This is a genomic window from Idiomarina sp. D18, from assembly GCF_057748155.1.
In genome coordinates, this window is sequence record NZ_CM173240.1 from 118,156 (window position 1) to 130,646 (window position 12,491).

Sequence of the window (12,491 nt, forward strand, 5' to 3'; positions counted from 1 at the left end):
GTAGGTCACAGGCAAACGTTGATTCACTAACGCTTTGTTGAGCCCGTAAACTCTGGATAGGCTTCGACACCGCATTCACTGATATCACCGCCCAGATACTCCTGCTCCTCGCTCACACGAATACCCACTGTGACTTTTAACAGATACCAGATAACCAGACTAGCGACAAATGTCCAACCAAAAATCGCCGCCGCGCCGAGCAGTTGAACCGACCAAGTTGCGCTCGCATCAGTCAAAGGGACAAGCATCAAGCCATAAAAACCTACCACACCATGTACGGACAATGCGCCGACTGGATCATCAATACGAAGACGGTCGAGTGAGATAATTGATATGACGACGAGTACACCCGCGCTTGCGCCGATAATCGCGGCGGTGTAGGGCTCCGGTGTTAAGGGTTGAGCAGTAATCGCGACTAAGCCGGCCAATACCCCGTTTACAATCATTGTCAGATCCGCTTTGCGCCAAATAAAAACAGTGATGAGCAGTGCACCTATTGCCCCAGCTGCTGCTGCGGTATTGGTGTTCACGAATACTTTTGCCACTGCATTTGCATTTTCTATGTCATGGATGGCCAACTGTGAGCCACCGTTAAAACCGAACCACCCAAACCAGAGAATTAATGTACCTAACGCCGCTAACGGCATGTTAGCGCCGGGAATAGCGGTCGGCTTGCCGTCCTTATATTTACCTCGTCGAGCGCCTAATAATAGAACACCCGCAAGCGCTGCTGATGCACCTGCCATGTGAACAATACCCGAGCCCGCAAAGTCGACAAAGCCTGCTTCAGCCAGAAATCCGCCTCCCCAGCTCCAGCTACCTTGAAAAGGATAAATAAAGGCTGACAGAACGACGGCAAAAATAAAGAACGCCAGTAATTTCATACGTTCAGCGACTGCACCAGAAACAATCGACATAGCTGTAGCGACAAACACACTTTGAAAGAAAAAGTCAGCATTGTCGGCGAAGTTGTCGGTACCACCAGCGCCATACATGAGAGTGTAGCCAATTATCAGGTAGGCGATACAGGCGAGCGCAAAAAGGACAATATTTTTAGTGAGTATCTCGGTGGTGTTTTTGCTGCGCACTAAACCCGCTTCTAGCATTGCGAAGCCGGCTGCCATCCACATGACTAATGCGCCTGACAACAAAATATATAGTGTATTTAATGCGTACTCTGTACTTGCGAGTGAAGCTGCATTCATCACGTATTCCTCCTAGCTACAGGGCTTCTTGGTCGACTTCACCGGTACGAATGCGTACACAGTGTTCGAGATGCGTCACGAAAATCTTGCCATCGCCGATGTTGCCGGTGTGGGCGGCTTCAGAGATAACCTCAACAGCCCGCTCTAGTTGGTCATCACTGACAGCAAGCTCTAGACGAATTTTGGGTAGAAAATCGACACGGTATTCAGCACCACGATAGAGTTCGGTATGACCTTTTTGACGACCAAACCCTCGTACTTCCGCGATCGTCATGCCGGTACAGCCGATATCCGCGAGTGCTTGTCGCACATCGTCTAATTTGAATGGCTTTATTAAAGCGGTAATCATTTTCATAACAGATCTCCGTTAATGTAGATAAATTGTTAATACAGGATTCGTGCCAGTAATTAAATCAAATTAAAACAAAGAGTTATGAATATCTTTGGGAAGAGTGCTCGTTAAGAAAGCATGGTTATGGTGCAGTTGCACTTCGAGGGTGCAGTTAAACAAAAGCAAATTGAGTTGAACCGAAGTTACGCAACAGGGATACTTGTATCATGCAACAGCGAAGTAGAGGACTGTACAAATGTTGGTAGGTAATCGCACCAGTGATTTAGTAGGGCAGACGGATTTGTTACGAGTGCACTCACTTTCAGAGCGCAGTGGCAGTAATATTTATTTAAAGTGTGAGTTTCAAAACCCTGGCGGCTCAATTAAGGATCGTGCTGCAAAGCAGCTGATAGAAGACGCTATGGAACGTGGTGAATTGAAGCCGGGTATGACAGTGGTCGAGGGGACTGCAGGCAATACCGGTATTGGGCTGGCATTAGTTGCCAAATCATTTGGTCTTAAAATGCTTGCGGTTATGCCCAATGATCAATCGCCAGAAAAAGAGCGCATGATTGCGTTACACGGCGGCCAGCTTAAGACGGTTGATCCAGTCCCCTTTAAAAACCCTAATCATTTTTATCATACGGCACGTCGTATCGCGGAAGAGCGTGATGACTGTTGGTGGGCTAATCAGTTTGAAAATACCAGTAATGCGCGTGCCCACTATTTGCACACTGGGCCAGAAATCTGGCAACAACTGAATGGTAACATTGATACCTTTGTTTCCGTTGCGGGTACGGGCGGCACCATCGGTGGTAACAGTCGTTATTTCAAGGAGAAAAACCCGAATATTGATGTCTGGCTTGCTGATCCGGACGGCTCTGGGATTTTTGAGTTTTTGCGAACCGGCGAGTATGTTTCGAACGGTAGTTCAATGACTGAAGGCATTGGCATCATGCGCTTGGTGGATAACTTTAAAGAAGCGCGTATCGACCATGCTGTTAACTTACCCGATCAAGATCTCATTAGTATCTCACGGTATGTGCGTGAGCAAGATGGAATCGTCTTAGGGAGTAGCTCAGCACTTAACCTGGCTGCTGCTTATGCAGCGGCGTTGAATGGTCAACGAGGACGTAACATTGTGACGTTTGCTTGCGATCTGGGCGAGCGCTCAGCCAGTAAACTCTACAACGATGATTATCTCAAGCAAAAGGGTTTAACTATTGAACCTGAGCCGATTGAACAATTAACCGAGCGCTATCAGCATTTAGGTGATCGTCTTATCGAGGTCAATTGGTCAGGAGATGACTCATGAAATGGATGCCAATGGTCGCTGGACTGGCGTTATCGTGGTCTTTATCGGTCTCAGCACAAGCGGATAACTCGACTGAACAGTTGACTGTCGAACCCGTCATTGTCCCCGAGTTCATCGATATTGCCCATCGTGGTGCGTCAGGCTATCTACCTGAGCATTCTCAGGCAGCAACCGTTATGGCTCACGCCTTAGGCGCGGACTATATAGAGCAAGATGTGCAGTTGAGCCGCGACGGTAAGGCTGTCGTCTTGCATGATGCCCAACTTGATGCGGTAACGAATGTCGCCGAAGTTTTTCCGGAGCGGCATCGCCCCGATGGCAGTTATTATGTGGTCGACTTCACACTTAATCACTTAAAGCAGCTAAGCCTCACGCCACGCCGAAACAGTGATGGGGCTGCGCGTTATCCTCAGCGGTTTCAAAATAATCAGGTCGACTTCAAAATTCAAACTTTAGCTGAGTCACTGAATCTGATTCAGGAACTCAATCGTGTTAGAAATAAGAACACAGGTGTATACATTGAGGTAAAAGCCGCGCGTTGGTATCGCGATCAGGATTATGATCCGCTAGCAGTGGTGATGAATGTGCTAAGCAAAAACGGTTATTCGGATCAGCAACAAGCGACACCTATCTATCTTCAGTCGTTTGATCCCGAAACGCTTAGACGAGTGAAACGAGAATTTCATTGTGATTTTCCGTTGGTACAGTTGATTGCAGACAATGCTTGGGGCGAGACGCCTATTGATTACGATGCACTGAGAACTTATGCGGGCTTAGAGTCCTTAACTTCTTATGTCGATCATGTTGGTCTGTGGATAGGCCACGTACTCAAGGAAGTTAAAGACGGCCAACCTGTCTGGACTGATGTGCTCACGAATGCCGAAAAAGTCGGGCTTAAAGTGCACGTTTATACATTGCGCTCTGACCAACTGCCTCAAGGCGTTGAGTCGCTCAAGCAATTAAGAGGTTGGTTAAAAGAAGCCGGTGTACAAGGGGTATTTAGTGACTTTCCGGATCAAAAGTAAGCCGCATTTTTAAACCATCCGTACCGTCATCATAATAGTCGACCAGTATATCAACGGTCTCGAACCCCAACGATTGGTAAAGTTGGATGGCTTGCTTGTTATCCAACTTTACCTCTAATGATAATCCATGCCGACCTTGTTGACGTTGTGCTTCAATCACTTCGTTAACTAACCGCTTAGCTACGCCTCGGCCGCGAAACGCGGGCGCGACAGCAATGGAATAAATACGTGCATAGCGACTATTGCGTCGAGTTAAAATGACCGCATAACCCGCCAGCTGTTCTGCACTGTCTTTGGCAAGCAAGATGGAGGCAGCAGGACTTTGCAGCAGACGTATAAAGTTGCGTCGGCTGATACGAGAGTAATCAAAAACTTCATTCTCGAGCTCGACAAGCGCAGTGATATCACTGCGCTGGCACGGATGAATCGTAATACGGCAGTTAGTGTTCATCTAACCGGCGCCCAAAATCAGCCATAATTAAACGGTACAATTCATACCCAAGCAACTTATCTTCAACACCGGACTCGATAGATGGGTTGTCGTTGATTTCAATGATCACGGGGCCTTTTTGCGTCATCTTCACATCAACGCCGTAAAGCCCATCACCAATCAGCTTGGTTGCTTGCAATGCGAGTTTAACCACCTCTTTGGGTGCTTGATGAACGCCATAGGTTTCAAAAGAGCCACTTTTAGCTCGGCTTGATTCACTATGGTTATAGATTTGCCAGTGATTGCGTGCCATAAAGTACTGGCATGCGTATATCGGGCGGTTATTGAGTACACCAATGCGCCAGTCGTACTCGGTTTTTAAAAATTCTTGAGCTAATAGAATAGTCGACTGCTCAAATAAGCGTTCAGCCGCCGCCTTAAACTCAGCCTCATCTTCGACCTTTTCTACGCCGATAGAAAACGAGCCATCCGGAATTTTTAATACTACCGGATAACCGAGTTGTTCGCCCAGTTCTTTATAGTCGATATCAGACTGCAACAATAGCAACTCGGTCTTAGGTGTCGCGACATGATGCTTATCAAGCAGTTCCTTTAGAAATACTTTATTGGCGCATTTCACGATCGAATCGGGGTGGTCGATGACGACCATACCGTTTGCTTCAGCTTTTTTTGCAAAGTGATACGTGTAATGGCTGATCTTAGTTGTCTCGCGAATAAACAGCGCATCAAATTCAAGCAACCGGTTGTAGTCATCCACGGTGATAAGTTCCGCTTCAATGTCACATTCTTTGGCGGCTTTAATAAATAAGTTGAGTGCTTTTTTATCGCTCGTCGGGATAGCTTCATCAGGGTTATAAAGAATTGCCAAATCATAGCGATATTCTTTTTTAGCGCGAGCTTTACGCCAAACGCGTTTATTAAATAAGTCCAATGACTCGCCAAATAAAGTTTGCTCGTCATCATTCAGGTCAGCAAGCCGCCCAGCGCTTAAGGACTGAATCAGCCAGCGATCATTTTCCTTGATGAAGTTGATATTAATAATTGGGCACGGATACCGATCAAATAGTTGTCGCGCCAAGTGCTTTAACGGCTCCACCAACGTTTGTCCGAAGCAGACGACGAGCTGCATAGTACTGCCAGTCTGCTTAGCAAGGTACTTGCTTGCTGCCTTATCGACCGGATTTGCTAACAGCTGATAATGATTAAAGTTGTTTAGATCATTGATGGTGTTAACTGATGGCAACACGCGCTGTCCACGCGCTTCTGCCAGCAAGCTGACATAGTAGCCTGTTGATAGATAACTTAGATCGTCACATAAGTTAAGAATGTGACTTTTGCCCGCAGCCGGTGTTTGCAGGTACTCATTGGCTGTTAGCAATGATTGACTCGGATAATACGGTTGCCAATCGCTTATATCATTGATAATTAATTGAACTTGTTGTTGCATGAGTGGGTATATCTCTTTAATGAAAAGCTTTTATAAAAACATAACAGCTTATTTGCTTTAGGCACGAATCAAACACTATATTAGTTAAAAATAATTCAAAAGGATGTCGCCATGCTTACGTTATTAGCGCGAATATTGAAAGCGCTAAACTCAGAAACTAGTGCCCGCTCATTGGCCATTGCGGTGGTGCTGGGCATGTTTCTAGGATTAACGCCACTGTGGCGTGTTCATAACTTAATTATCTTACTTGCAGCCTTGATTTTCCGAGTCAATTTATCACTGTTTTTGGTCTCGTTCGCTGTGTTTTCGGGGCTCGCCTATTTACTCGATCCGATGTTTCACAGTTTTGGCGAATCTATACTCAGAGCCGACAGTTGGCAAGCAATTTATGAAGCTGTTTACGCGACGGCCATTGGACGTGTTTCGCTGTTTTATCACACGATTACGATGGGAAGCTTTATTTTCAGCCTCATCGTCAGTCCCATCGTTTGGGGAACGACTTACTACATCGTGATTAATTACCGCAAACGGATTCAGGCAACGTTTAATAAGCTAAAAATCGTGCGCGTTCTCAAGGGAAGCCGGCTGTGGCAAGTATATTCGGATTTAAGAGGTTGATATGAGTAAGAGTATCATTAGATGGCCTGGGCTCGGCGCGTTTTTTGTTGTGTTAGGCACTCTGGTTTTATTGTCTTGGCTATTTTTAGACACCATTTTGAAATTTACGTTTGAACAAACTCTCGGACGCTTGAACGGTGCTGAAGTGAATGTTGCGGAGGTGTCTCACCAGTGGTCACCTGTCCGGTTGACGTTGACGGGGGTGCAAATTACTGACCCTAACCAGCCAGAATTAAACCGTGTGCAGGCTGAACGTATCAGTGGTGATGTGAGTCTGAGCGAGCTAATTCTTGGTCGTGTATTAATGGAACAGCTCGACGTAACCGGCGTGCGTTTGGCACAAAAACGTGAGTCACCCGGTGAGGTCTATGTATCTATTAATAAAGACCAGGTCAAAAGTTGGGCTTCGGATGGTTGGTCGTCAGTTAAGGCTAAACTGCCTTCGACCGATGAGATTGTCGCGCAAGTCGGTTTGCAGACTGAGGACGTGATCGCGACGGCTAAGCAAAAGGTTAAGCAACAAGAGACTGAATTTAAGCAAGCTCGCGATCAGTTGCCTAAAAAGGAAAAAATTGAACAATATAAACAGCAAATAGAACAACTGACATCGGGCAAGGTTGAAGGACTCGGTGATATTGCCGAGCGTAAAAAGCAACTCGATGAGTTGAAACAACAAATTCGACAAGATAAAGAAGCGGTTGCGCAATTTAAAGAAGAACTCGAGCAAAGCATTGATACGGTGAAGACTCAGCTCAGCGAAGTGAAAGCGGCGCCGGGTAATGATATCGATAGGATTCGATCGTTCTTCCAGCTCAATGAGACGGGTATTCAAAATGTGACAGGCTTATTGCTCGGTGAGGAAGCCAAGAAATGGAGTCATTATGTGTTACTCGCCTATGAGCAGATTGCACCGATGCTTGCACGGGCAGATGATAGTCAAACCATTGAAAAAGCTCGTGGGATGGGCGAGAACATCAGTTTTGCCGAGCAGGATGCAGCGCCCGAATTATTAATCAAAAAGGCACGCACAGAGATTCTGATTGCAGGCACAAAAGTGGATGTCAACTGGGAAAATATTACTTATCAGCATGACTTATTGGGTCAGTCTACGACTTACCAAGCCCGTGCAGATAATGCATCACTGTGGCGCTCATTTAACTTGAATGGTGAGCTAGCGCTGTTGCCAAGTGGGATTGACGCAAAACAGCAGTGGCAGTTAAAAGGTGCACAGTTGAGTAATATCGGCCTAGTTAATAACAGTGAGATAGCGGCATCACTCATTTCTTCGGTGCTAGATAGCGACGGCTCAGTGCGGGTGAAAGGAAATGAACTCGACGGTTCAGCACTGGTTAAATTGCTTGATTTAAAAGTCGATGCATCAGGAACGAGCAAAATTACTAAGGCAATTGTTAACGCCTTGGGTCAACTTAATCGTCTCGATGTGAATACTGAGGTGGGCGGCAGTATCGTGAGCCCGAATCTTTCGCTGAATTCCGATTTAGACGATCAGCTTGGACAAATGCTCTCGCAAGCGGCATTCGGCGAGGCTTCAGAAAAATTGCAGTCGATTAAGCAAGACTTGATGGCAAAAGTGAATGAGCAAATGGGCGGTGAAGAGGCATTTCTGAATCAGCTCGGTGACTGGCAAGGACAGTCTGATAGTTTAGATAAACAACTTGAGGAGTTACTTAAGTCGAAAATTGAGGACTCGTTAAAAGATAAGTTGAAGGGCCGCCTCTTCGGCGGCTCCTAAGCGTTATTGGTTCAAAAACTGCGCTAACTTAGCGGCTTTTGATTGAATCGAGAAAAGACCATTGAGGTGGCCCCATGGCCCCTCGATGTATTCTAGCTCTGACTGTTTACCCAGATCGTTTAACATCGCATTGGCATGCTCAGCCATGTAAGGCATGAGCAATAAGTCATTACTCGACGGCAAGAATAGCGACTTCGCTGTTACATTAGCTAACCCCTGTTCTAAGGTTTTTTTATGGCCTGCAATAAAAAGCTGGTTAGCCCTTACCAAATAGAGAATATGGTTGGCATCAGCTAAGGGGGCACGTGCCCGACTGCTGTCGAATAGCCACTTTGCCGCTGGTAGTTGATTGTTCACGGTTTTAAGTCCATCGGCAGGCAATGTCGGTTGCTGAGGGGCACTTTGATTGAAGATCTCGGGGTGCATAGCGCCATGCGTAATCATCGCCTGCGCCATAGTAACGCCATCAAGAGGAGCGTCATGGTCGTAATAATCACCTCCACGCCAGTTCGGGTCTAGCTTTATAGCTTGTGACCACATTTCGAGCCCGGCAATGGTCCACGCATCCATTTTTGCGGTGCCGATGACCGAAACCATCCGGTCGACCCAGTTTGGATAGGCGGATGCCCATTCGATAGCCTGCAGTGAGCCCATGGATGCACCTACTACGGCGTGGAGTTTGTTAATTCCTTTTGACTCAAGCAATGCTTTTTGCACGTTGACGAAATCGCGAATAGTGACCACAGGAAAATCAAGACCGTAGGGCTTGCCTGTATCAGGGTTGATACTGGCCGGTCCGGTGGTAATGACACTCGGTAGATTCGGGTAAGCGTTAACTAAAGAATCGACACTTACGACGTAGAATTTATTGGTATCGATTGCCTTCCCAGGGCCAATAATGGCATCCCAGTAGCCCGCTTGCGGATCATTAGGCGTATATTTTCCCGCCGCATGACTGTTGCCAGAAAAGAAGTGAGTAATAAGAATTACGTTATCTTTAGCCTCATTAAGCTCACCGTAAGCCTCCCACCCGACAGTGACATCCTTGATGGTTTCTCCTCCCACCGTGGTGTAGTTGTCCATTTGAAAGCTTTGTTTCTCTACGAGCAGCGGTTCTTGCGCCTGCGTGATTGAAATAAACAAGCCACAGAGCGCAACGAGGCTCAGCTTGGCAGTTTTTAGTGTACTCATGATGCGTTCTCCAGTAAGAAATTTTGATACTGTGTTCTAAGGTCAGTTTTGAGGAGTTTACCCGTACCGGTGTGCGGTAACTGTTCGACGAGCAAAATAGCGTCAGGCATCCACCAACGTGCGATTTTCCCGGTCAAGAAGTCTTTGATTTCTGTTTCATCAATTGTTTTACCCACATTAGGCACGATAAGTAGCAATGGGCGTTCATCCCACTTAGGGTGTTTAACACCAATAACACAGGCTTCATTCACTGCGGGGTGTTGGCTGGCAATATTTTCGATATCAAGCGAGCTTATCCATTCACCGCCGCTTTTAATGACATCCTTCTTGCGGTCAACGACTTTCATAAAGCCCTCTGGATCAATTACGGCAATATCGCCTGTCGCTAACCAACCGTCTGGGAAGCTTGTCAGATCATCGTTGCGAAAGTACTGACTGGCAATCCAATGGCCTCGTACCTGCAACTCGCCGCGTGATTCACCATCATGGGGGAGAGGGTTGTTATCTAAATCGACGATACGCGCTTCAGAACCAAATACCGGACGACCCGCAGTGGTCTGAATCCGATATTGTTCTTCCTTGGTACGCGTCAATATGTCGCGAGTAGGCGGGGCTGAGTACACCAATGGTCCTGTCTCTGTCATGCCCCAAATCGGCTGCCAGTAAACGTTATAAACTTGATCGTAGGTTTTAACGAGCCCCAGCGGAGAGGCCGCGCCGCCGACACAAACACGCTTTAAGGTGGGTATCGACTGCTTTGATTCTGATAAATGATTGTGCAGAGTGAGCCAAATAGTCGGCACGCCCAAGCCAACGCTGACTTGTTCTTGCCTAATAAGTTCGCTCATTATCTCGCCTGATGTGCCGTCGCCACTGAACACTAATTTACTTCCCGCAAGGGGGGCCGCGTAAGGCGCACCCCATGCAGCGACGTGATACATGGTCACCATCGGCATTAGGACAGTGTCTTCATCAAGTGCAAGCATATCCTTCCCCATTGTTGCTTGCGCATGTAGCACCATGGCGCGATGGGAAGCGAGTACGCCTTTCGGATGCCCCGTGGTACCTGATGTATAACACAGCAGAGCTGCACTCTGCTCATCTATATCTGGCCATTCATACGCTGGCGCATTAGAGGCAAGCAGGGTTTCATAATTATAAAGGTTATTGAGCTTAGGCTCGGGCATTTGGTCTTCATCGACCATCACGATAACCCCTTTTACATGCTTGAGTTCTGGCGCTATTTGTTCAAGTATCGCTAAGAAGGATATATCAACAAAGATCCAGGTGCTCTCGGCATGGTTTAAGATCCAAGCGATTTGTTCCTCGAATAAGCGCGGGTTGACCGTGTGCATTACCGCGCCGATACCACTGACCGCGTAGTATAACTCCATATGACGATAGGTATTCCATGCGAGGCTAGCGACGCGTTCCCCTGGCTGAATACCTAATTGGTTGAGTCCATGTGCCAATTGGCACGTGCGTTGATAACACGCTTGATAATCATAGCGATGACGGTCGCCTTCGAGACGACGTGTGACGATTTCTTGATGTGGGTAACGGGTTGCTGCGTAGCGCAAAATATCAATAATTTGTAGCGGTCGCTGCATCATATTGCCAGAAAGTTCTGTAGTTAACATCGTTTTAGCCTCTTAATTAAAACAGCATGAAGAGTGCGATAGCTAAGCTGAGTCCGATCAGCGGTACGGCGACGGTGACAGCCGCCACTGCCGGGTATGCATCTTTGTGACTCTGCTTACAGATAGCGCGAATAGTTGTGACCACATAACCGTTGTGTGGCAATGAGTCGAGTGCGCCTGATGATATTGAAACAATACGGTGTAGCTGTTCTGGGTTAACGCCTGCATCCATGTAGTGGGGACCGACTTCGGGTAGGGCAATGGCTTGTCCACCCGAGGCAGAACCTGTTAAGCCTGCGATCACACTGACAGCAACGGCAGCACCGACCAGTTCGTTACCCGGTAAATTAGTCATGGCATTAACGGCGGTATCAAATGCGGGCGTGATTTTGGCGATACTACCAAACCCAACTACAGCTGCTGTATTGCCGATAGCGACAAGCGCCCCCGTTGTCGCGTCTGAAATCGCCAACTGAGGCTTGTGGAAGTAGTTGTAGTTGATAATCGCAATAGCAATTACGCCACCGAGTAGCGCGACAATAAGCGCGTTTTGAGCGAGTTGCTCGTGAAATGAAAACGAGAGTCCCAATACGACCAGTAGCGGGATTAAACTTGCCAAAGGATTGGGTAAATCGCGCTTAAGTAATACCGGATCGTGCTCTTGTGCTTCAAAATGTTCGCCACGCGCGACGGCGCGATTGATAATCTTGGTTAGCCACCAATAACCGAATACCGCCATAAAAACAGCGACGATTAAACTGACTTCCCAAGCCGCGTAAGGTGAGGTACCTAAATATTTAATCGGAATCCAGTTTTGAATTTCGGGTGAACCCGCCGAGGTCATGGTGAAGGTAACTGAACCAAACGAAAGTGCAGCAGGAATAAAGCGACGTGGCAAGTTAGCGTCTTTAAATAGACTGAGTGCCATAGGATAGACTGAGAAAGCGACCACGAATACGCTCACACCACCGTAGGTCAAAATAGCGCAAGCTAATACGACGGCTAATACGGCTTGTTTTTTACCTAGTCGGTCGATAATCCATTTAGCCACACTGTCTGCCGCGCCGGTATCTTCCATGAATTTACCGAACATGGAGCCGAGTAGGAACATAAAGAACCAGGCTGCGACAAAGCCGGCGAATCCATCCATATAGGCGGCGACAAAATTGACATCGCCAGTGAATAACGGGATTCCGCTGCACAAAGCGACGACAACCGCACACAGCGGCGCACTGATAAAGAGGTTCATTCCTCTTAATGTGAGTACAATGAGCAGCAGTAAACCGCCCACTAATCCAATCATACTTAACATGAAATACCTCGCAACGAGTTAATAACGGGCCATGTTCTGGTCGTTGCATGGCTCTATTGTGCGTGAACGCATGGAGTTAACCCATAGTACTATGGTACAGATCACTTTTTTAACATTTTGCGCTAGGTTATTTAACAGCCATGATTCTGGTGCGTGATGCACGGCCAATAATTGCAATAACAATGACAATAAATGTCAGGGGA

The 12,491-nt window shown here is 47.1% G+C and carries 11 protein-coding genes; 4 read left to right on the forward strand and 7 right to left on the reverse strand.

The window, feature by feature from the left end:
* Positions 1 to 26 precede the first annotated feature (26 nt).
* The gene (locus AC3AP5_RS00525) at positions 27 to 1,205 is read right to left on the reverse strand and encodes an ammonium transporter family protein (RefSeq protein WP_006956392.1); all 1,179 of its coding nucleotides are present in this window, start codon (positions 1,203 to 1,205) and stop codon (positions 27 to 29) included.
* Positions 1,206 to 1,221: 16 nt separating this feature from the next.
* Positions 1,222 to 1,560 carry a P-II family nitrogen regulator gene (locus AC3AP5_RS00530; protein ID WP_006956391.1) on the reverse strand — a complete coding sequence of 113 codons (339 nt, stop codon included), beginning with the start codon at positions 1,558 to 1,560 and terminating at the stop codon, positions 1,222 to 1,224.
* Between the two features lie 232 nt (positions 1,561 to 1,792).
* Here AC3AP5_RS00530 and AC3AP5_RS00535 point away from each other — a divergent pair, with 232 nt between their 5' ends.
* Together AC3AP5_RS00535 and glpQ are read left to right on the forward strand one after the other, a co-directional pair.
* The gene (locus AC3AP5_RS00535; protein ID WP_272977974.1) at positions 1,793 to 2,851 is read left to right on the forward strand and encodes a cysteine synthase A; all 1,059 of its coding nucleotides are present in this window, start codon (positions 1,793 to 1,795) and stop codon (positions 2,849 to 2,851) included.
* Complete coding sequence (gene glpQ / locus AC3AP5_RS00540; RefSeq protein WP_487326888.1) at positions 2,848 to 3,876, forward strand: glycerophosphodiester phosphodiesterase; 1,029 nt, start codon at positions 2,848 to 2,850, stop codon at positions 3,874 to 3,876. The genes AC3AP5_RS00535 and glpQ overlap by 4 nt, the downstream gene beginning before the upstream one ends.
* Here the strand turns inward: glpQ and AC3AP5_RS00545 are convergent.
* Together AC3AP5_RS00545 and AC3AP5_RS00550 are read right to left on the reverse strand one after the other, a co-directional pair.
* Positions 3,851 to 4,327: a GNAT family N-acetyltransferase gene (locus AC3AP5_RS00545; protein ID WP_006956388.1), complete on the reverse strand. Its 477-nt coding sequence runs from the start codon at positions 4,325 to 4,327 to the stop codon at positions 3,851 to 3,853. The genes glpQ and AC3AP5_RS00545 overlap by 26 nt on opposite strands.
* Positions 4,317 to 5,774, reverse strand: a complete 1,458-nt coding sequence (locus tag AC3AP5_RS00550; RefSeq protein WP_487326889.1) for a RimK family ATP-grasp domain-containing protein — start codon at positions 5,772 to 5,774, stop codon at positions 4,317 to 4,319. Before AC3AP5_RS00550 ends, AC3AP5_RS00545 begins: the two co-directional genes overlap by 11 nt.
* A gap of 111 nt (positions 5,775 to 5,885) precedes the next feature.
* Here AC3AP5_RS00550 and AC3AP5_RS00555 point away from each other — a divergent pair, with 111 nt between their 5' ends.
* Positions 5,886 to 6,392, forward strand: a complete 507-nt coding sequence (locus AC3AP5_RS00555; RefSeq protein ID WP_006956386.1) for a TIGR03546 family protein — start codon at positions 5,886 to 5,888, stop codon at positions 6,390 to 6,392.
* A 1-nt stretch (position 6,393) separates the two neighbouring features.
* The gene (locus AC3AP5_RS00560; protein WP_487326890.1) at positions 6,394 to 8,145 is read left to right on the forward strand and encodes a TIGR03545 family protein; all 1,752 of its coding nucleotides are present in this window, start codon (positions 6,394 to 6,396) and stop codon (positions 8,143 to 8,145) included.
* Positions 8,146 to 8,148: 3 nt separating this feature from the next.
* Here the strand turns inward: AC3AP5_RS00560 and AC3AP5_RS00565 are convergent, their stop codons facing one another.
* From AC3AP5_RS00565 to AC3AP5_RS00575, 3 genes are read right to left on the reverse strand one after another with little or no spacing between them, the layout of a single operon-like run.
* Positions 8,149 to 9,336 (reverse strand): E22 family MetX-like putative esterase, encoded by a 1,188-nt coding sequence (locus AC3AP5_RS00565; protein ID WP_006956384.1) that lies wholly within the window; start codon positions 9,334 to 9,336, stop codon positions 8,149 to 8,151.
* Positions 9,333 to 10,976 carry a long-chain fatty acid--CoA ligase gene (locus AC3AP5_RS00570; protein WP_487326891.1) on the reverse strand — a complete coding sequence of 548 codons (1,644 nt, stop codon included), beginning with the start codon at positions 10,974 to 10,976 and terminating at the stop codon, positions 9,333 to 9,335. Before AC3AP5_RS00570 ends, AC3AP5_RS00565 begins: the two co-directional genes overlap by 4 nt.
* A 16-nt stretch (positions 10,977 to 10,992) precedes the next feature.
* On the reverse strand, positions 10,993 to 12,288 hold the full coding sequence (locus AC3AP5_RS00575) for a GntP family permease (RefSeq protein ID WP_006956381.1): 1,296 nt from the start codon (positions 12,286 to 12,288) through the stop codon (positions 10,993 to 10,995).
* Positions 12,289 to 12,491 lie beyond the last annotated feature (203 nt).

Excerpts from the sequence above, each read along its gene's own strand:
- AC3AP5_RS00530 (WP_006956391.1), bottom strand. The coding sequence starts at position 1,560 with ATGAAAATGATTACCGCTTTAATAAAGCCATTCAAATTAGACGATGTG.
- AC3AP5_RS00555 (WP_006956386.1), top strand. The coding sequence starts at position 5,886 with ATGCTTACGTTATTAGCGCGAATATTGAAAGCGCTAAACTCAGAAACT.
- AC3AP5_RS00525 (WP_006956392.1), bottom strand. The coding sequence starts at position 1,205 with ATGAATGCAGCTTCACTCGCAAGTACAGAGTACGCATTAAATACACTA.
- AC3AP5_RS00545 (WP_006956388.1), bottom strand. The coding sequence starts at position 4,327 with ATGAACACTAACTGCCGTATTACGATTCATCCGTGCCAGCGCAGTGAT.
- AC3AP5_RS00550 (WP_487326889.1), bottom strand. The coding sequence starts at position 5,774 with ATGCAACAACAAGTTCAATTAATTATCAATGATATAAGCGATTGGCAA.
- AC3AP5_RS00570 (WP_487326891.1), bottom strand. The coding sequence starts at position 10,976 with ATGTTAACTACAGAACTTTCTGGCAATATGATGCAGCGACCGCTACAA.
- AC3AP5_RS00560 (WP_487326890.1), top strand. The coding sequence starts at position 6,394 with ATGAGTAAGAGTATCATTAGATGGCCTGGGCTCGGCGCGTTTTTTGTT.
- glpQ (WP_487326888.1), top strand. The coding sequence starts at position 2,848 with ATGAAATGGATGCCAATGGTCGCTGGACTGGCGTTATCGTGGTCTTTA.
- AC3AP5_RS00575 (WP_006956381.1), bottom strand. The coding sequence starts at position 12,288 with ATGTTAAGTATGATTGGATTAGTGGGCGGTTTACTGCTGCTCATTGTA.
- AC3AP5_RS00565 (WP_006956384.1), bottom strand. The coding sequence starts at position 9,336 with ATGAGTACACTAAAAACTGCCAAGCTGAGCCTCGTTGCGCTCTGTGGC.
- AC3AP5_RS00535 (WP_272977974.1), top strand. The coding sequence starts at position 1,793 with ATGTTGGTAGGTAATCGCACCAGTGATTTAGTAGGGCAGACGGATTTG.